Raw genomic sequence first — 19,607 nt, 5'->3', positions numbered from 1 at the left:
CGATGAAAGTTACTTTTTTTATAGATAGGCCGGTCTTTTCGGCTGTAATCTCCATCGTGATTGTGATTGTCGGTATTATTGGTCTGACGATGCTTCCGGTGGATCAATACCCGCAGATTACTCCTCCGGTGGTGAAGATTAGTGCTTCTTATCCGGGTGCGAGTGCACTTACTGTATCACAGGCAGTAGCTACCCCGATTGAGCAGGAAATCAATGGTACTCCGGGGATGCTTTATATGGAATCAAATAGTTCTAACTCCGGAGGTTTTTCGGCAACAGTTACTTTTGATGTATCTGCTGATCCGGATTTGGCAGCTGTTGAGATTCAGAATCGTGTGAAACTGGCAGAATCCCGTTTGCCGGCGGAAGTGATTCAGAATGGTATTTCGGTAGAAAAACAGGCTCCCAGTCAGTTGATGACGCTTTGTTTGACTTCTACCGACCCAAAGTTCGATGAGATTTACTTGAGTAACTTTGCTACCATCAATGTGCTCGATGTGATTCGCCGTATTCCCGGAGTGGGACGTGTATCCAATATCGGTAGCCGTTATTATGCCATGCAGATATGGGCGCAGCCGGATAAGCTGGCAAACTTCGGACTGACCGTACAGGATTTGCAGAATGCATTGAAAGATCAGAATCGTGAATCAGCAGCGGGTGTGCTGGGACAACAGCCTGTACAAGGATTGGATATCACGATTCCTATCACGACACAGGGACGTCTTTCCACTGTAGGACAATTTGAAGATATCGTAGTACGTGCCAATGCGAATGGTTCTATCATTCGATTGAAAGATGTGGCACGTGTATCGCTGGAAGCTTCTTCGTATAATACAGAGAGTGGTATCAACGGTGAAAATGCTGCCGTGCTTGGTATTTATATGTTACCGGGTGCTAATGCGATGGAAGTGGCCGAGAGAGTAAAAGAGGCAATGGATGAGATTAGTAAGAACTTTCCGGAGGGATTGAGCTATGAGATTCCGTTCGATATGACGACTTATATTTCCGAATCTATCCATGAAGTATATAAGACGTTGTTTGAAGCGTTGGTATTGGTGGTTCTGGTAGTTTATTTATCCTTGCAGAGCTGGCGTGCAACGTTGATTCCGGTAGTGGCGGTGCCTATTTCATTGATCGGTACTTTCGGATTCATGTTGATTTTCGGTTTCTCATTGAATATCCTGACATTGCTCGGATTGATCCTTGCGATCGGTATTGTGGTGGATGATGCGATTGTGGTGGTGGAAGGTGTGGAACATATCATGGAAACGGAGCACCTAAGTCCTTATGAAGCTACGAAAAAAGCGATGAACGGACTTGCCAGTGCTTTGATTGCCACTTCGCTGGTATTGGCGGCTGTGTTCGTCCCGGTTAGCTTTTTAAGTGGGATTACAGGACAGTTGTATCGCCAGTTTACGGTGACAATTGTAGTATCCGTGCTTATTTCTACGGTCGTGGCTCTGACATTGAGTCCGGTGATGTGTTCGCTGATTCTGAAACCGGATAGCGGGAAGAAAAAGAATATCGTTTTCCGGAAGATTAATGAATGGCTGGGTATCGGTAGTAATAAGTATGTAGCTGCCGTAACTCGTACAATTAAGCATCCTCGTCGAGTTTTGAGTGCTTTTGGTATGGTGTTGATTGCTATCATGTTGATTCATCGCATTATTCCGACCAGTTTCTTACCTGTGGAAGATCAGGGATATTTCAAGATTGAATTGGAACTGCCGGAAGGGGCTACTCTGGAACGTACCCGTATCGTGACAGAGCGTGCCATTGCTTATCTGGAAAAGAACCCGTACATTGAGTATATACAGAATGTAACGGGAAGTAGTCCTCGTGTCGGAAGTAACCAGGGACGTGCAGAACTGACGGTGATCCTGAAACCTTGGGAGGAACGGAAGAGTACCACTATTGAGAAGATCATGCATACGGTAGAGAAACATCTTGAGGAATATCCGGAATGTAAAGTCTATCTGTCCACTCCTCCGGTTATTCCGGGGCTCGGTAGTTCGGGAGGTTTTGAGATGCAGCTGGAAGCTCGTGGAGAAGCCACTTTTGATAATTTGGTAGACGCGACAGATACATTAATGTACTACGCATCCAAACGCAAAGAGTTGGCGGGCTTGTCATCTTCTTTGCAGTCGGAAATCCCACAACTCTATTTTGATGTGGATCGAGACAAAGTGAAGATGCTGGGTGTACCTTTGGCTGATGTGTTTTCTACCATGAAGGCTTATACCGGTTCGGTTTATGTGAACGACTTTAATATGTTCAACCGTATATATAAGGTTTATATTCAGGCAGAAGCTCCTTATCGCGAACACAAAGACAATATTAATTTGTTTTTTGTGAAAGCCTCCAATGGAGCGATGGTACCATTGACTTCTCTGGGAAATGCATCATATACCACAGGACCGGGAAGTATCAAACGTTTCAATATGTTTACTACGGCCGTTATTCGTGGAGCAGCTGCGCAAGGATATAGTTCCGGACAGGCGATGGAGATCATGGAACAGATTGCCCGCGATCATCTTCCCGATAATATCGGACTGGAATGGAGCGGCCTTTCCTATCAGGAGAAGCAGGCGGGAGGTCAGACGGGTATGGTGATGGCACTGGTATTCTTGTTCGTTTTCCTCTTCCTTGCTGCACAATACGAAAGTTGGACAGTGCCTATTGCTGTGTTGCTTTCTTTACCTGTGGCTGCTTTGGGAGCCTATTTGGGAGTATGGGTTTGCGGATTGGAAAACGATGTCTATTTCCAGATTGGCTTGGTTATGTTGGTCGGACTTGCCGCTAAGAATGCAATTTTGATTGTAGAGTTCGCAAAGGTGCAGGTAGATAAAGGTGAAGACTTGGTGCAATCGGCCATATACGCAGCCAAATTGCGTTTCCGTCCGATTCTGATGACCTCTCTTGCCTTTGTGCTCGGTATGCTTCCGATGGTACTGGCAAGTGGTCCGGGTTCGGCAAGCCGGCAGGCAATCGGTACAGGTGTATTTTTCGGAATGATATTTGCCATCGTATTTGGTATCATTCTTGTGCCGTTCTTCTTTGTGATGGTGTATAAAACAAAGTCGAAAATCTTAAAACATAAGAAATAATGAAACGAAAGAAACTATATATTGCTATCCTGTTACTTGCCGGAGTACTGACTTCCTGCAAGGTAGGGAAAAGCTATGTCCGTCCTGATCTTCATTTACCCGACAGCTTGGAAAGATCACAGGATTCGGTTAGCTTCGGTGACCAGGACTGGAGGGATATTTATACAGATGCTACATTGAGAAGTCTGATAGAGCGTGCATTGGATCATAATAAAGATATGCTGATTGCTGCTGCCCGTGTGAAAGAAATGGCTGCGCAGAAACGAATTTCTACGGCTGCATTGCTTCCGGATATTAAAGGAAAAGTGACAGGGGAACGCGAACTCGAGAATCATGGAGGAGATGCTTTCAAGAGATCGGATACCTTTGAAGCACAATTCCTCGTTTCGTGGGAAGTCGATCTTTGGGGAAATCTGCGTTGGGCGCGTTCGGCCAGCATTGCCGAGTATCTGCAATCTATTGAAGCACAACGTGCATTGCAGATGACGATTGTGGCTGAAGTGGCACAGGCTTACTATGAACTGGTAGCTTTGGATACAGAGCTTGATATTGTCAAACAGACATTGAAAGCCCGTGAAGAAGGGGTGCGCCTGGCGCGTATCCGGTTTGCCGGTGGATTGACTTCCGAGACTTCCTATCGACAGGCACAAGTGGAGTTGGCACGTACGGCCACTTTGGTTCCTGACTTGGAACGTAAAATCTCCCTGAAAGAGAACGATATTGCTTATCTTGCGGGTGAATATCCTAATAAGATAGCCCGTTCCCGTTTGCTTCAGGAGTTTAATTCTCCGGAAACACTTCCTGTAGGGTTGCCGTCTACTTTGTTGGAACGCCGTCCCGACATTCGTCAGGCAGAGCAGAAATTGATTGCTGCCAATGCAAAAGTAGGAGTGGCCTATACGAATATGTTCCCGCGTCTTGCCCTGACAGGTGGTTTCGGTAGTGAAAGTACTTCTTTGTCGGAACTCTTGAAATCTCCCTATGCAGTTATGGAAGGAGCTTTATTAACTCCTATCTTTGGTTGGGGAAAGAACCGTGCGGCATTGAAAGCGAAAAAGGCTGCTTATGAGGCTGAAGTACATAGTTATGAGAAATCCGTACTGGAAGCTTTCAAGGAAACACGTAATGCGATTGTCAACTTCAACAAGATTAAGGAAGTGTACGAACTTCGTGCCAATCTGGAACGTTCAGCCAAGAGCTACATGGACCTGGCACAATTACAGTACATCAATGGAGTCATCAACTATCTGGATGTGTTGGATGCCCAACGTGGATACTTTGATGCCCAAATCGGATTGAGTAATGCCATTCGTGACGAGTTGATTGCGGTGGTTCAACTTTATAAGGCTCTTGGCGGAGGCTGGGAGCAGAATCCCTAGAATTATATTATAAATTAGCTCGCTGAAGAAAACGTAAAGGCTATCTCCTACGTCGGGAGATAGCCTTAATTTTTCTTTCTTCTTTCTTTTGTCTTAAAAACAACAGAAGAAGAATTTTTATAATTCGGAAAAAAATGCGAAATTTGCAACGCTTTTCAAGTTTGACAAGAAACTTACTAACACCTTTAAATAAAAAATTAAAGAAAATGACTAAAAGTGCATTGCAAATCGCAAGGGCTGCTTACCAGCCCAAACTTCCGAAAGCATTGGCATCAGGAGCTGTTAAGGCTGTAGCAGGTGCTGCTACTCAATCTGTAGCCGATCAGGAAGCTATCAAAGCATTATTCCCGAACACGTATGGAATGCCGTTGATTACATTCGAAGCTGGTGAAGCTGTTGCTCTTCCCGCTATGAATGTAGGTGTAATTCTTTCCGGTGGTCAGGCTCCGGGCGGACACAATGTAATCTCCGGTTTGTTCGATGGTATCAAGAAATTGAACCCGGAAAACAAATTATATGGTTTTATTCTGGGTCCTGGTGGTCTGGTAGATCACAACTATATGGAGCTGACTGCTGATATCATCGACGAATACCGTAACACAGGTGGTTTCGATATCATCGGTTCCGGACGTACGAAGCTGGAAGCTGAAAGCCAGTTTGAAAAAGGACTTGAAATCATCAAACAACTGGGCATCAAGGCACTGGTTATTATTGGTGGGGACGACTCTAATACAAATGCTTGTGTATTGGCTGAATACTATGCTGCTAAGAAGTATGGTGTACAGGTAATCGGTTGCCCGAAAACAATTGACGGTGACTTGAAGAACGATATGATTGAAACTTCTTTCGGTTTCGATACAGCTTGTAAGACTTATGCTGAAGTAATCGGTAACATCCAACGTGACTGTAACTCTGCACGTAAATACTGGCACTTCATCAAATTGATGGGTCGTTCGGCTTCTCACATCGCACTGGAATGTGCTTTGCAAGTACAGCCTAACGTATGTATCATTTCAGAAGAAGTGGAAGCAAAAGATATGTCTTTGGACGATGTAGTAACATCTATCGCTAAAGTGGTAGCAGACCGTGCAGCACAAGGACACAACTTCGGTACAGTTTTGATTCCGGAAGGATTGGTAGAGTTCATTCCTGCCATGAAACGTCTGATTGCTGAATTGAATGACTTCCTGGCTGCTAATGCTGAAGAATTCGGTCAGATTAAGAAATCTCACCAACGTGATTATATCATCCGCAAACTTTCTCCGGAAAACTCTGCTATTTATGCTAGTCTGCCGGAAGGTGTTGCCCGTCAGTTGACTTTGGATCGTGACCCGCACGGAAACGTTCAGGTATCATTGATCGAAACTGAAAAACTGTTGTCTGAAATGGTAGCTACTAAGTTGGCTGCATGGAAAGAAGAAGGCAAGTATGTTGGTAAATTTGCTGCTCAACACCACTTCTTCGGTTATGAAGGACGTTGTGCTGCTCCGTCAAACTTTGACGCTGACTATTGCTACTCTTTGGGTTACACAGCTTCTATGTTGATTGCTAACGGTAAGACTGGTTATATGTCTTCTGTACGTAACACAACAGCTCCTGCTGCCGAATGGATTGCTGGTGGTGTGCCTATTACTATGATGATGAACATGGAACGTCGTCACGGTGAAATGAAGCCGGTTATCCAGAAAGCATTGGTAAAACTGGATGGTGCTCCTTTCAAAGCATTTGCTTCACAGCGCGAACGTTGGGCTATCGAAACGGATTATGTATATCCGGGTCCGATCCAATACTTCGGTCCTACAGAAGTTTGCGACCAGGCAACTAAGACTTTGCAACTGGAACAAGCTAAATAAATACACTTCAAAGTAGTTGTTAATACAACAGCTGCAATGAAGGGTTCTTTCAGGCACGGATTACGCGGATTAATACGGTTTTTAGTTATTTCTTATAACCCTGTATTCCGTGTAATCCGTGCCTATCTCTAAAAACATTGATCGTTTAAAGTAAATGCCGCAACGCAACAACCCGATGTCTGCCGTACAGAAGAAAAGAACTGTTTCCACTACCAAAAGAAAGGGAACGACTTCTTCTTCCAAGACTTCCCGTACCTCAAAAAAGGAACAGGTGAAGCATCGAACTGTGATGCCTACCTGGCTTCGTAATATTCTGGCAGTGATAATTGTCGGTTGTTTCTCCGTCGCTTTCTATTATTTCTTTATCCGCCCTTATGCTTATCGATGGAAACCTTGCCATGGCTTAAAGGAATATGGTGTCTGCATCCCTGACGGATATGATATTCATGGTATTGACATTTCTCACTATCAGGGAAAGATTGACTGGAAGAAGCTGTTGCAGAATAAGGAGACGGCTACTCCTTTACATTTCGTCTTTATGAAGGCCACAGAAGGAGGAGATCATAACGATACCACATTTGAGGCAAATTTTGCCAATGCCCGTAATCATGGATTTATCCGTGGCGCTTATCATTTTTATATTCCGAGCACGGATGCTTTGAAACAGGCGGACTTCTTTATTCGCACGGTAAAACTTGTTTCCGGTGATTTACCTCCCGTACTTGATGTGGAAGTGACCGGGCGGAAGGAAAAAAAGGAATTACAGCAAGGCATCAAACGCTGGCTGGACCGGGTGGAATCTCATTATGGGGTGAAGCCTATTCTATACACTTCTTATAAATTTAAAACCCGTTATCTGGACGATTCCATCTTCAATACGTATCCTTATTGGATTGCTCATTATTATGTTGACTCTGTAAGGTATCAGGGGAAATGGCACTTTTGGCAACATACGGATGTAGGAAGTGTCCCTGGCATTAAAGAAGACGTAGATTTGAATGTGTTTAATGGCTCGTTAGAGGAACTTAAAAAGCTGACAATTAAGTAACGGGTATTTCTTTTCCCAACAACTTATCTCTTCTCTCATTTGTTATAATCGTATTATTACTAAAAAAGATACGATTATGAACTTTGATATAGCTATTATTGGTGGTGGTCCGGCCGGGTACACAGCTGCCGAACGGGCAGGGGCCAACGGATTAAAAACTGTTCTTTTTGAGAAAAAGGCAATGGGGGGAGTATGTCTCAATGAGGGGTGTATTCCTACTAAAACTTTGTTATATTCTGCTAAAATACTGGATAGCATCAAGAGTGCTTCCAAATACGGCGTTTCTGCCGAATCTCCTTCGTTCGATTTATCCAAGATTATGAGCCGTAAAGATAAAACAGTAAAAATGTTGACGGGCGGTGTGAAGATGACTGTGAGTTCTTACGGAGTGACTATTATAGAAAAGGAAGCTCTGATAGAAGGAGAGAAAGAGGGGAAAATACAAATCACTTGTGACGGAGAAACCTATTCCGTGAAATATTTGCTGGTATGTACCGGCTCTGATACAGTGATTCCTCCTATACCGGGACTGTCAGAAATCAGTTATTGGACTTCCAAGGAGGCATTGGAGATAAAGGAACTCCCTAAGACACTGGTTATTATTGGTGGCGGGGTGATCGGGATGGAGTTTGCTTCTTTCTTCAACAGTATGGGCGTGAAAGTACATGTGGTAGAAATGATGCCGGAGATTCTGGGAGCGATGGATAAGGAAACCAGTGGTATGCTTCGTGCCGAATATGCCAAACGGGGAGTCACTTTCTATTTGAATACGAAAGTGGTGGAAGTAAATCCTCATGGAGTTGTGATAGAAAAAGAAGGCAAGATGTCTGCTATTGAAGCGGAGAAGATCTTGCTTAGTGTAGGACGTAAGGCAAATCTATCCAAGGTAGGACTGGACAAGCTAAATATAGAACTGCATCGGAATGGAGTGAAAGTAGACGAACATCTGTTGACTTCGCATCCTCGTGTATATGCGTGTGGTGATATTACAGGCTACTCTTTATTGGCGCATACTGCTATCCGTGAAGCGGAAGTTGCTATCAATCATATTTTAGGAGTGGAAGACCGGATGAATTACGATTGTGTTCCGGGAGTCGTTTATACCAACCCTGAAGTGGCGGGAGTGGGAAAGACGGAAGAAGAACTGGTAAAATCAGGAGTTCCTTACCGTGTTTCAAAATTACCGATGGCTTATTCCGGACGGTTCGTTGCGGAGAATGAACAGGGAAACGGACTCTGTAAGCTGATTCAGGATGAAGATGGGAAGATTATCGGTTGTCACATGTTGGGAAATCCTGCATCAGAACTTATTGTGATAGTAGGTATTGCTATTCAGAGAGGGTACACGGTGGAGGAATTCCAGAAGACTGTGTTTCCACATCCTACGGTTGGAGAGATCTATCACGAAATTATGTTTTAACTCTTATTCCGCTTGATCTATGATTCGATGTATCTATAGTCCGTTTACTGATATTTACTTTCACTTGGCAGCAGAAGAGTATCTGTTGAAGCAGGGAAATGAAGATATTTTCATGCTTTGGCAGGATACTCCTTCTGTGGTAATAGGTAAGCATCAGCGGTTGCGGTCGGAAGTCGATAAGAAATGGGCGGAACAGGAACGAGTACATATTGCCCGTCGTTTTTCGGGTGGGGGAGCGGTGTACCATGATTTGGGCAATATCAATCTGACTTTTATAGAAACGGCTCCCCGATTGCCGGAATTTGTTACGTACTTGCAACGGACATTGGATTTCCTGAACTCTATAGGCCTGATGGCAAAAGGAGGCGAACGACTGGGGATTTATCTGAATGGATTGAAAATATCAGGGAGTGCGCAATGCGTACATAAGAATCGGGTGTTGTATCATTGCACTTTATTGTATGATACGGATCTGACAGCATTGCATAAAGCTTTGAATCCGGAACCGATGGTTGATGATGAAACTTTATCGTCAGTATATGCCGTTCCTTCCGTTTGGAGTGAGGTAACCAATATTCGGAGTTATTTACCGGAGGGAACTGTAACTGATTTTAAAGAGAAGGCTTTTCAGTATTTCAGTAAGTCCCAATCTGTCAGTGCTTTTACCGGGAAGGAAATAGAGGCTGTTAATCAGCTCCGGGAAGGGAAATATATTCAGAAAGAGTGGATATATAGTCGTTGATGTCCGGGCTGGCTTTGTCAGCATCCGGTTAAAATTTACTTAACTTAAAACTTTCTATTTCAGCCCGTTGTTGTAATATATCAAGGTTGAATAATAAATTTACTGTCTATGTCAAAATTCGAAATAAAAATGCCTAAGTTGGGCGAGAGTATAACCGAAGGGACAATCGTCTCTTGGTCTGTAAAGGTAGGTGATATGATTCAGGAAGACGATGTGCTTTTTGAAGTGAATACTGCCAAAGTAAGTGCGGAGATCCCTTCTCCCGTAGCGGGAAAAGTGGTGGAGATTTTATATAAGGAGGGCGATACGGTTGCTGTAGGAACAGTAGTCGCTATAATTGATTTGGATGGAGAAGAATCTTCAGGAACGGAGCCGATAAATGTTTCTGAAACATCACCATCGTTAGCGGAAACTGCTAGGAACGAATCAGCGAATACTGCATCGAAACCTGTTGTTGTAGAGGAAGAACGTTGGTACTCTCCTGTTGTGATTCAGTTGGCGCGGGAAGCTAAAATTCCGAAAGAAGAGCTGGATGCTATACAAGGAACTGGTTATGAAGGGCGATTGAGTAAGAAAGATATAAAAGATTATATTGAAAAGAAGAAAAGAGGAGGTAGTGTTGAACCGAAGCCGGCATCTGTTGTTGCTGCTCCGGCCGCAAGCAAACCATCAGTTGCTGTTTCTTCTGAACAGGCAAGTCCGAAGGTTGCTCCTGTAGCAATGCCTGGAGTCGAAGTAAAAGAGATGGATCGTGTCCGCCGGATTATTGCCGACCACATGGTTATGTCTAAGAAAGTATCTCCTCACGTGACCAATGTAGTAGAAGTAGACGTTACCAAATTGGTACGTTGGCGTGAAAAGAATAAAGACGCTTTCTTCCGTCGCGAAGGAGTGAAACTGACTTATATGCCTGTGATAACGGAAGCCGTGGCAAAAGCATTGGCTGCCTATCCACAGGTGAATGTATCGGTAGATGGATACAATATTCTTTTCAAAAAGCATATTAATGTCGGTATTGCCGTCTCTTTGAATGATGGAAATCTGATTGTTCCTGTGGTGCATGATGCCGATCATCTGAATCTGAACGGGTTGGCTGTTGCCATCGATTCTCTGGCCTTGAAAGCAAGGGATAACAAATTAATGCCGGAAGATATTGATGGGGGTACATTTACGATAACCAATTTTGGTACATTCAAGAGCCTGTTCGGTACGCCAATCATTAATCAGCCGCAAGTTGCTATCTTGGGAGTAGGGTATATTGAGAAGAAACCTGCTGTTGTAGAAACTCCGGAGGGTGATACGATTGCAATCCGGCATAAAATGTATTTGTCTTTGTCTTACGATCATCGGGTAGTAGACGGAATGTTGGGAGGTAACTTCCTGCATTTTATAGCCGACTATCTCGAAAATTGGAAAGGCTGATAACTGATTGTTTCATTCATTAAGAACTTCATTACTCATGAAAAAGAAATATGATATAAAGACTACAGATGTAGAAACCCTGAAAAAGTGGTATCATCTGATGACATTGGGGCGTGCCTTGGACGAAAAGGCACCGTCTTACCTGTTGCAATCTTTGGGTTGGTCTTATCATGCTCCCTATGCAGGGCATGATGGTATTCAACTTGCTGTCGGTCAGGTATTCACTCTCGGTGAAGATTTCCTGTTTCCATACTACCGGGATATGTTAACCGTGCTTTCCGCCGGAATGACCGCTGAAGAAGTTATCCTGAACGGTATTTCCAAAGCAACGGACCCAGGTAGCGGAGGACGTCACATGTCGAACCATTTCGCCAAACCGGAATGGCATATTGAAAACATCTCCTCTGCTACTGGCACACACGACCTTCACGCAGCAGGTGTGGCCAGAGCAATGGTATATTATGGACATAAAGGCGTAGCCATCACTTCTCACGGAGAGTCGGCTACTTCCGAAGGATTCGTTTACGAAGCTATCAATGGTGCCAGCCTCGAACGTCTTCCGGTGATTTTTGTAATACAAGATAATGGGTATGGTATTTCCGTACCCAAATCGGAACAGACTGCCAACCGTAAAGTAGCCGAGAACTTCTCGGGCTTCAAGAACCTGAAAATTATCTATTGTAACGGAAAGGATGTATTCGATTCGATGAATGCTATGACCGAAGCGCGGGAATATGCTATCAGTACCCGTAATCCGGTTATTGTGCAGGCGAATTGTGTCCGGATCGGTTCGCACTCCAATTCAGATAAGCACACCTTGTATCGGGATGAGAATGAATTGGAATATGTGAAAGATGCTGATCCCTTGATGAAGTTCCGCCGGATGCTGCTGCGTTATAAACGTCTGACCGAGGAAGAACTGCAACAAATAGAAACTGATGCAAAGAAAGAATTGTCTGCTGCCAACCGGAAGGCTTTGGCTGCTCCCGCTCCCGATCCTAAAAGCATTTATGATTTTGTAATGCCCGAACCTTATCAGCCACAGAAATATAAAGATGGTACACATGAGGCGGAAGGGGAGAAGACTTTTCTGGTCAATGCCATTAATGAAACATTGAAAGCTGAATTCCGCTATAATCCCGATACCTTTATTTGGGGACAGGATGTGGCAAACAGGGAAAAAGGAGGCGTGTTTAATGTAACCAAAGGTATGCAGCAGGAATTCGGCGAAGCCCGTGTATTCAGTGCACCGATTGCGGAAGATTATATTGTAGGCACCGCCAATGGAATGAGTCGCTTTGATCCTAAAATTCATGTGGTGATTGAGGGAGCGGAGTTTGCCGATTATTTCTGGCCTGCCGTAGAACAATATGTGGAGTGTACACATGAGTACTGGCGTAGCAATGGGAAATTCGCTCCGAATATAACTCTGCGTCTGGCTTCCGGTGGCTATATCGGTGGAGGCTTGTATCATTCTCAAAACCTGGAGGGAGCTTTGACCACTTTACCGGGGGCACGTATTGTCTGCCCGTCTTTTGCGGATGATGCTGCCGGATTACTTCGTACCAGTATGCGATCCAAAGGCTTCACGCTGTTCCTCGAACCGAAAGCATTGTATAATTCGGTAGAAGCAGCGGCAGTAGTGCCGGAAGATTTTGAAGTACCTTTCGGAAAAGCACGTATTCGTCGTGAGGGATCAGATTTAAGCATTATTACCTATGGCAATACCACCCATTTCTGTCTGCACGCAGCAGAACGATTGGAAAAAGAAGGTGGCTGGAAAGTGGAAGTCATTGATATTCGCTCCTTGATTCCGTTGGATAAAGAGGCGATATTCGAATCGGTCAAGAAAACGAGCAAGGCATTGGTGGTTCATGAAGATAAAGTATTCTCCGGTTTTGGTGCGGAGCTTGCTGCTATGATTAGTGGAGAGATGTTCCGCTATCTCGATGGACCGGTGCAGCGTGTCGGTTCTACTTTTACTCCTGTCGGTTTTAATCCGATTTTGGAAAAGGAAATTCTGCCGGATGAGGCCAAGATATACGAGGCTGCCCGGAGATTATTGGAATATTAAATAGTGTGGATTATGAAAAAGATAGGTTTATTCTATGCTACCAAAGCCGAAAGAACGAGTTGGGTGGCAGAGAAAATACAGAAAGAATTCGATAAGGAAAAGATAGAGACAGTGCCTATTGAACAGGCTTGGCAAAATGACTTTGCTGCTTATGACTGCTTCATTGTGGGTGCTTCCACTTGGTTTGATGGAGAACTTCCTACTTATTGGGACGAACTGTTGCCGGAACTCCGGACAATGAAATTAAAAGGTAAGAAGGTTGCAATTTTCGGTTTGGGAGATCAGATACGTTATCCGGAGAATTTTGCAGATGGAATCGGTCTGTTGGCGGAGGTATTTGAAGAAGATGAGGCTACTTTAGTTGGTTTTACTTCTTCCGAAGGTTATACTTTCGAACGTTCCAAAGCTTTGCGTGGTGAGCAGTGGTGCGGTTTAGTTGTCGATTTGGATAATCAGTCCGAGCAGGCGGAAAAGAAAATAAAAGCATGGTGTCAACAGGTAAAGAAAGAGTTCGCATAACAACTTTGTTTCTCCTTATAAGATACCGTCACTATTTGTTCTACATCCATCAGGACTCTTATCCTTTATAAACAAACTTCACCTCTGCCCAGCGATTCTTCTCTTTATAATGAACGAAAGTCAATCCGTTCTTTTCCGCTTCTTCGCGGATGGCGGTAATATCGTCTACGTAAAATCCACTCATATAGAGTTCGGAATCCGTATGCATGCAGGCAACATATTGCTTCATATCATTCAGTAATATATTCCGGTTGATGTTGGCGATGATAACGTCGAAAGGTCCTTTTCCTGTAAGCGACGAGGCATCTCCTTGTGAAACGGCAATATCGTCTACGTGGTTCAATTCGATATTTTCGATGGAGTTTCGTACACACCATTCATCAATGTCGATGGCTGTACAGGGGCGTGCGCCCCGCATACGTGCGAGGATGGCAAGAATTGAAGTTCCGCAGCCCATATCGAGCAGAGATTTATCTTTCAATTCGCTGTCCAACAATTCTTCAATGATGAGGCTGGTAGTCTCGTGGTGTCCTGTTCCGAAGGCCATTTGAGGATTGATGACAATGTCATATTCCGCTTTGGGAACATCTTGGTGGAAAGTGCTGTGAATCACACATCGGTTTCCGATAATGATGGGTTGAAAGAAATTCTTTTCCCATTCTTCATTCCAGTCCTTATCTTCCGCTTCGGTGTATGTATAAGTAATATCCGTATCGGGTAGGGGGAACTCGGTGATGGCAATCTTGATGGCGTTTTCATCACAGATTGTCTGTTGGATATATGCGGTCAGTCCGCCTTCACACTCAACAAAACTTTCAAACCCGACTTCACCCAGTACGGCAGCTAGTACGTCAGTGACGATTTCTGTGCAAGGGTGGGTGCGGAATGTGAACTCAAAATACTTCATAGTTGTTTTTAATTCTGGTGAATAATGGACAAAGATAGTTAGAAATAGGGATTTCCCTATTATCCTTTGGGGAAAATCTCCCTCGGACGAAAAATCTCTTCCTTATCTTTGTAACATGAATAAGTTTAAGTAATTACATAAACCGAGATGATATGAAAAAGATTGTTTATTTCTTGCTATTTGCCTTGTGCCTCCCGATAGGCTTGATGGCACAAAGCGTTGATGACGACCTTTACTTCATTCCTTCAAAAGACAAACAGGAGAAGAAAGAAACTCCGGTTAAGAAGGAAACGAAGAAACAGGTGACCAACATCTATACTTCACCGGGTACTACAGTAGTGGTTCAGGACCGTAAGGGAAGAACACGGGATGTGGATGAATATAACCGCCGTTACGATGCACGTGATAATGAATTCGTAATGGATAATGATACCTTATATATAAAAGAAAAATCTAATCCGGATTTGGACGGAGAATGGGTGACAGGCGAATTCAATGGTACGGAAGACGACTATGAATACGCTGAACGTATCATCCGTTTCCGCAATCCGCGTTTTGCTATCAGCATCAGCAGCCCGTTGTATTGGGATGTAGTTTACGGTCCGAATTCATGGGACTGGAACGTATATACCGACGGTATGTATGCTTATGCGTTCCCGACATTCAGTAATCCACTTTGGTGGGATTGGCGTTATGGCTCTTACGGCTGGGGATGGAACTATGGCTGGGGATGGAATCGTCCTTACTACGCTTGGGGATATTCTCCGGGTTATTGGGGCGGCTGGTATGGCGGCTACTGGGGTGGCTGGTATGGCGGCGGTTATTGGGGACATCACCACCACTGGCACGGTGGTCCTAGCTGGGGCTGGGGCGGAGGTGGAAGCGGTCATTGGACAGGTCCTACCTATACAAACCGTCGTTCTTCTGGACAAAGCAGTTACAGGAATCCTTCCACTGTTCGTCGTTATGGTTCGAGTGCCGTTCGTTCCAGCGGTTCTTCTGTTCGGGGAGGCTCTGCAGTTCGTTCAGAAGGTAGTTCTGTTCGTTCTTCTGGTTCTACTTATAGCAGGGGAACTACTTCCAGGCGTGTAGTGGGTACACGGACTTCAGGTGGACGCAGTGGCTCAAGTAGTCGTAGCAGTGCTACTTATTCTCGTCCAAGTAGTACTAGAAGTAGCGGAAGTTCTTCATCTTCCCGTTCGACTGGTTCTTCTGGTTATTCGCGTTCGTCCGGAACCACTACTAGGAGCAGTAGTGCAAGATCAACTTATAGTCGTGGTAGTTCAGAAGCACCGCGTAGTTATTCTCCAGCGAGTAATAGTAATACCCGTTCTTCTTCCTATGGTACTTCTCGTTCTTCTTCACGTAGTTATTCTCCAGCTTCGTCAGGTGGTAGTAGTTCTCGGGGCAGTTATTCGAGTGGTGGTTCTTCTAGGTCATCATCAGGTGGAGGCTCCTCTCGTAGTGGCAGTGCCAGAAGATAAGTATTAATTAAACGGTTTTACAAGAATGAAAAAGATAAGTGTTTTAATTGCTCTAGGGATGTTGATGATAGCGCCTTGGGGAATGGCACAAACGATATATGATGGTGCCAAATTAACAGGAAAAGATTTAAATGGAACTGCTCGATTTGTGGGTATGGGTGGAGCTATGGGAGCTCTTGGAGGAGACATATCTACAATGGGGACTAATCCGGCAGGTATTGGCCTTTATCGTAGTAGTGATGTAATGACTTCATTTGGGTTTTCTCTTTATGGGAATGAAAGTCAGTATTTGGGGAAAAAGTTTAATTCCGATTTAACTAAAGGAGATTTTAATAACATCGGGTTTGTGTTTTCTTCGAAGATTGGTAATGAAACTCCGCTGCGTTTTGTGAATTTCGGTTTTAACTATCATAAAGCGAAATCATTTAATAACAACATGCGCATGGAAGGTAATTTGGGGCTTTACTCCCAAACCTATCTAATGGCATCTCAAGCAGCTGGCATTGAAAAATGGGGAGATTCGCCTTATACGGATAATGGTATTGGGTGGCTTTCTATTCTTGGAGCTGATGCTGGGCTGATTAGAGATATTACAATACATGACAAAACAGGAGGGGTAAACAATATTCCTTATACCTATAAGGATGAACAAGGGAAGGAGGTACAGTATAAGGATATAAATGGTAATCCTCTTTATATCTCTCCTGGACATTTTGAAGGAATGTTAGATAATGGATATGCAAATTTTCGTTCGGAAGAACGCGGAGGAATTGACCAATATGATTTTAATGTATCGTTTAATTTTAATGATCGGGTATATTTAGGGTTGACGCTGGGTGCTTATTCTGTAGATTATAATAAGTATACTTTTTATGATGAGGATTATGGAAACGATGAAGGATATAGTTTGCAGAGTTGGAATAGAATAAAGGGGTCTGGCTTTGACGTGAAGTTGGGGGCTATTATTCGTCCTTTTGAATATTCGCCTTTTCGAGTTGGATTAGCTATACATACGCCAATATTCTATAGTTTGGATTATAAAACGAGTGCACAAGTTATATCGGATGTGATGGATGTTGTAACTGGAGAAATAAAAGGATATGACGTGAGATCATGGGATAATCTTCCGGGAAAAGGGGATATGATTCTTCCTTTCGATTTTCAAACTCCTTGGACTTATAATGTAAGTTTAGGATATACGGTGGGTAAGAGTTTGGCTTTGGGAGCAGAGTATGAGTATCAAGATTATTCTTCCATGAAATTTAAAGATACCGAAGGTAATTCTTCTGCTTATGAATTTGAAAATAGTACGACATCTATGTTGAAAGGGGTTAGTACTGTTCGTCTTGGTTTGGAGTATAAAGTGATTCCACAGTTTGCTTTTAGGGCAGGATATAATTATAGTACTGCGGCTTTCCATCAAGATGCTTTCAAAGATTTGGCTATTAACTCTATTCAGACAGATACAGACTTTGCCAATTCTAAATCAATGAGTAATTATACATTGGGTATTGGTTATCGCGGATCAATGTTCTATGCCGATCTAGCCTATAAATTCTCTACGTATAAGGAAGACTTTTATCCGTTTGTGAATGGATATGCAAATGAAGATGGTGGTGTAACTATTGGTTCACCGGAAGCAACGAAAGTTACCAACACGCGTAGTCAGGTGTTGTTTACCGTAGGTATGCGCTTCTAATCTAATAAAGAGACAGTTTTCAATTTCAATAATAACTTTTGTGTGTAAAAAATCCCTGGAATGCTGAGTGTCTACAGCGGTTCCGGGGATTTTTATTAGTATCACTTTTTATTCTTTATTTTATCTGAATAGTGGAGTCCGTTCGTCAATGATTCCGCGTCTTGCATACATTCTTACAGCAACAGGGGTTCCGGCTTCTATGGTAATATCTTCATCCGCGATAATAGGCTCTTCTTTACCGTCCAAGATAACTGTTCCTATTTTCTCGCCGGCTTTGATGATCTGCGGAATCAAGTTAGTCAGAATTCCTTCAGATACTTTCCGGATATCGATGTATTCCGGTTTGGCATTTGGGGCAACTTCAATTTTACCGCTGAACAGGTCTTGTACACCTTTGTTTTTCAAGAAAAGTTTAACGATAGCTCTACCTTCGTACGGCTGGTTGTTTTCGTCAAGCAGAACGACGGGCGTTGTCATTCTCTTGAATGTAAGAGCAACATTTCTAGCACCTTTGTTGGCTTGAGCTGTACCGAACAAATATTCTAAGCCACCCTTGATTTCACGGTAGCGGCTGCTTAATGATCTGGTAGTAGCTGCTTCGCCGGTCAATTCAGGATAATGAGCATAGAAAGTAACCGTTTCGGAATCGGTGCCAGCCTCGTTCCAGGTCTGGCTATCCATACCTATGGCAAACGGATGATAATCCTGCTCGGCAACGGACATTGAGATGACATCTCCGGCAGCGAAATTGTTCTTTAACGGAAGTGTCAAACTGCTGCTGTTACGAGTAAGAGCATTGTTGATACTTTGGTCAATAGAAGTAGAAAAGTCGATCACTTCTTTACTGGGATCTTGCAGTTCTTCTTGCTGTTGACAACTGAACAGGCATACTGATGCCATAACAAATAAAAGGCTTTTTCTTTTCATTTGAGGGGTAATTAATAGGTTAATAATAGTGAGAGGTTTTTTAATATTCTACTCTGTCTTCTTTGGCCGCCCAGGCTTTGAAGGCAGTAAGGGCTTCATTATGCAATAAGATTTCGGAAGGAAGCTTTCTGTCTTCAGGCTTCAGTTCCAGTTCGTCATAGATAAAAGAGTCGTCGAAGCCAATATTCTTGGCATCGGTCTTATTGTTTCCATAGTACATTTTATCCAATCGCGCCCAGTAAATCGCACCGAGACACATGGGACAAGGTTCGCAGGAAGTATAGATTTCGTATCCGCTAAGATTAAAAGTACCGAGTTTGGCAGCTGCGGCACGTATCGCACTCACTTCGGCATGAGCAGTGGGGTCACAAGATGCCGTAACACGATTTACTCCTGTTGCAACTATTTCCCCCTCTTTCGTGGCAATCACAGCACCGAAAGGACCTCCACCATTTTCAACATTTTCTTTGGAGAGCTCGATTGCTTTCCGCATTAAGTCTTCTCTAGTCATGGCACAAAAAATATATTGTTAGTTTCATTTTCCCTTTGCTTCTTTTTACAAAGATAGAAAGAACTCGCAAAAAAACGGCAAAATTTGGATAAATAAAGTAAGTGTTTGGTATTGAGGAGAGTTAAGCCAAATTCTTCTATGCCTTTCCAAATCGCTAAAATGCAGGATAATGAAAGGTTAAGAGAAAGATTTGCTACTTATCCGTTGCCTTTTTTAGCCCCGGATAATCCGGCAAAATAACGCTTGACCACCTGCGGTTTTACCGTTCACCATGCAAAGAACCCTATATTTTGCCCGTAAAGATAACCGTTTTTTTCCGTTTTTCATGGAAATACAGGTTATGTTACCGGCATCCGGGGTTTTATTCTTTGTTCCGCTATAATTTTCATAACTGTAAATAACTCTATATCAAGTAATTTTGCAACATAAAAAATAGAGTTATGAACTATAATACGAAAACTGACTACGGTTAACGATAATTAGCATAAATATGCAATTATCTCATTCACGGAAGC

The 19,607-nt window shown here is 43.4% G+C and carries 14 protein-coding genes; 11 read left to right on the top strand and 3 right to left on the bottom strand.

Going from position 1 to position 19,607, the window contains the following annotated elements:
- The first annotated feature begins 2 nt into the window (after positions 1-2).
- The 9 genes from AB5217_RS18790 to AB5217_RS18750 all read left to right on the top strand — a co-directional run bounded on the left by AB5217_RS18790 (position 3) and on the right by AB5217_RS18750 (position 13,564).
- Positions 3-3,107 carry an efflux RND transporter permease subunit gene (locus tag AB5217_RS18790; RefSeq protein ID WP_004297380.1) on the top strand — a complete coding sequence of 1,035 codons (3,105 nt, stop codon included), beginning with the start codon at positions 3-5 and terminating at the stop codon, positions 3,105-3,107.
- The gene (locus AB5217_RS18785) at positions 3,107-4,486 is read left to right on the top strand and encodes an efflux transporter outer membrane subunit (RefSeq protein ID WP_004297381.1); all 1,380 of its coding nucleotides are present in this window, start codon (positions 3,107-3,109) and stop codon (positions 4,484-4,486) included. The genes AB5217_RS18790 and AB5217_RS18785 overlap by 1 nt, the downstream gene beginning before the upstream one ends.
- Positions 4,487-4,692: 206 nt before the next feature.
- Positions 4,693-6,339, top strand: coding sequence for a diphosphate--fructose-6-phosphate 1-phosphotransferase (locus AB5217_RS18780; protein WP_004307609.1), 1,647 nt, complete (start codon positions 4,693-4,695; stop codon positions 6,337-6,339).
- 154 nt (positions 6,340-6,493) lie between these two features.
- The gene (locus AB5217_RS18775; RefSeq protein ID WP_032843718.1) at positions 6,494-7,387 is read left to right on the top strand and encodes a glycoside hydrolase family 25 protein; all 894 of its coding nucleotides are present in this window, start codon (positions 6,494-6,496) and stop codon (positions 7,385-7,387) included.
- A 76-nt stretch (positions 7,388-7,463) separates the two neighbouring features.
- The gene (lpdA, locus tag AB5217_RS18770) at positions 7,464-8,807 is read left to right on the top strand and encodes a dihydrolipoyl dehydrogenase (protein WP_032854671.1); all 1,344 of its coding nucleotides are present in this window, start codon (positions 7,464-7,466) and stop codon (positions 8,805-8,807) included.
- Between the two features lie 19 nt (positions 8,808-8,826).
- Positions 8,827-9,549: a biotin/lipoate A/B protein ligase family protein gene (locus AB5217_RS18765; protein ID WP_080706945.1), complete on the top strand. Its 723-nt coding sequence runs from the start codon at positions 8,827-8,829 to the stop codon at positions 9,547-9,549.
- Between the two features lie 108 nt (positions 9,550-9,657).
- Positions 9,658-10,971 carry a dihydrolipoamide acetyltransferase family protein gene (locus AB5217_RS18760; RefSeq protein ID WP_004297390.1) on the top strand — a complete coding sequence of 438 codons (1,314 nt, stop codon included), beginning with the start codon at positions 9,658-9,660 and terminating at the stop codon, positions 10,969-10,971.
- A 37-nt stretch (positions 10,972-11,008) separates the two neighbouring features.
- Complete coding sequence (locus AB5217_RS18755) at positions 11,009-13,045, top strand: thiamine pyrophosphate-dependent enzyme (RefSeq protein WP_032843303.1); 2,037 nt, start codon at positions 11,009-11,011, stop codon at positions 13,043-13,045.
- 12 nt (positions 13,046-13,057) lie between these two features.
- Positions 13,058-13,564 carry a flavodoxin gene (locus tag AB5217_RS18750; RefSeq protein WP_032843304.1) on the top strand — a complete coding sequence of 169 codons (507 nt, stop codon included), beginning with the start codon at positions 13,058-13,060 and terminating at the stop codon, positions 13,562-13,564.
- A gap of 58 nt (positions 13,565-13,622) precedes the next feature.
- Here AB5217_RS18750 and prmA read toward each other — a convergent pair whose 3' ends face one another.
- Positions 13,623-14,471 carry a 50S ribosomal protein L11 methyltransferase gene (gene prmA / locus AB5217_RS18745; protein ID WP_032843305.1) on the bottom strand — a complete coding sequence of 283 codons (849 nt, stop codon included), beginning with the start codon at positions 14,469-14,471 and terminating at the stop codon, positions 13,623-13,625.
- A gap of 152 nt (positions 14,472-14,623) precedes the next feature.
- On the opposite strand from prmA, the gene AB5217_RS18740 reads away from it, so the two are divergent.
- A complete protein-coding gene (locus AB5217_RS18740) occupies positions 14,624-15,955 on the top strand; it encodes a hypothetical protein (protein WP_032843306.1) in 1,332 nt (443 codons plus the stop codon).
- A 25-nt stretch (positions 15,956-15,980) separates the two neighbouring features.
- Positions 15,981-17,654: an OmpP1/FadL family transporter gene (locus tag AB5217_RS18735; RefSeq protein WP_070782589.1), complete on the top strand. Its 1,674-nt coding sequence runs from the start codon at positions 15,981-15,983 to the stop codon at positions 17,652-17,654.
- 120 nt (positions 17,655-17,774) lie between these two features.
- Here AB5217_RS18735 and AB5217_RS18730 read toward each other — a convergent pair whose 3' ends face one another.
- Both AB5217_RS18730 and AB5217_RS18725 read right to left on the bottom strand, forming a co-directional pair.
- On the bottom strand, positions 17,775-18,581 hold the full coding sequence (locus AB5217_RS18730; RefSeq protein ID WP_032843308.1) for a fimbrillin family protein: 807 nt from the start codon (positions 18,579-18,581) through the stop codon (positions 17,775-17,777).
- 40 nt (positions 18,582-18,621) lie between these two features.
- The gene (locus tag AB5217_RS18725; RefSeq protein ID WP_004297398.1) at positions 18,622-19,092 is read right to left on the bottom strand and encodes a nucleoside deaminase; all 471 of its coding nucleotides are present in this window, start codon (positions 19,090-19,092) and stop codon (positions 18,622-18,624) included.
- Positions 19,093-19,607: the final 515 nt, after the last annotated feature.

Source organism: Bacteroides sp. MSSM.1001136sp1_RTP21357st2_D2_RTP21359_211015 (genome assembly GCF_040913205.1).
GTDB lineage: Bacteria > Bacteroidota > Bacteroidia > Bacteroidales > Bacteroidaceae > Bacteroides > Bacteroides ovatus.
This window is presented reverse-complemented; position numbering and strand designations above follow the sequence as displayed.

Excerpts from the sequence above, each read along its gene's own strand:
- AB5217_RS18785 (WP_004297381.1), top strand. The coding sequence starts at position 3,107 with ATGAAACGAAAGAAACTATATATTGCTATCCTGTTACTTGCCGGAGTA.
- AB5217_RS18725 (WP_004297398.1), bottom strand. The coding sequence starts at position 19,092 with ATGACTAGAGAAGACTTAATGCGGAAAGCAATCGAGCTCTCCAAAGAA.
- AB5217_RS18750 (WP_032843304.1), top strand. The coding sequence starts at position 13,058 with ATGAAAAAGATAGGTTTATTCTATGCTACCAAAGCCGAAAGAACGAGT.
- AB5217_RS18755 (WP_032843303.1), top strand. The coding sequence starts at position 11,009 with ATGAAAAAGAAATATGATATAAAGACTACAGATGTAGAAACCCTGAAA.
- AB5217_RS18730 (WP_032843308.1), bottom strand. The coding sequence starts at position 18,581 with ATGAAAAGAAAAAGCCTTTTATTTGTTATGGCATCAGTATGCCTGTTC.
- prmA (WP_032843305.1), bottom strand. The coding sequence starts at position 14,471 with ATGAAGTATTTTGAGTTCACATTCCGCACCCACCCTTGCACAGAAATC.
- AB5217_RS18780 (WP_004307609.1), top strand. The coding sequence starts at position 4,693 with ATGACTAAAAGTGCATTGCAAATCGCAAGGGCTGCTTACCAGCCCAAA.
- AB5217_RS18790 (WP_004297380.1), top strand. The coding sequence starts at position 3 with ATGAAAGTTACTTTTTTTATAGATAGGCCGGTCTTTTCGGCTGTAATC.
- AB5217_RS18775 (WP_032843718.1), top strand. The coding sequence starts at position 6,494 with ATGCCGCAACGCAACAACCCGATGTCTGCCGTACAGAAGAAAAGAACT.
- AB5217_RS18760 (WP_004297390.1), top strand. The coding sequence starts at position 9,658 with ATGTCAAAATTCGAAATAAAAATGCCTAAGTTGGGCGAGAGTATAACC.
- lpdA (WP_032854671.1), top strand. The coding sequence starts at position 7,464 with ATGAACTTTGATATAGCTATTATTGGTGGTGGTCCGGCCGGGTACACA.
- AB5217_RS18765 (WP_080706945.1), top strand. The coding sequence starts at position 8,827 with ATGATTCGATGTATCTATAGTCCGTTTACTGATATTTACTTTCACTTG.
- AB5217_RS18735 (WP_070782589.1), top strand. The coding sequence starts at position 15,981 with ATGAAAAAGATAAGTGTTTTAATTGCTCTAGGGATGTTGATGATAGCG.
- AB5217_RS18740 (WP_032843306.1), top strand. The coding sequence starts at position 14,624 with ATGAAAAAGATTGTTTATTTCTTGCTATTTGCCTTGTGCCTCCCGATA.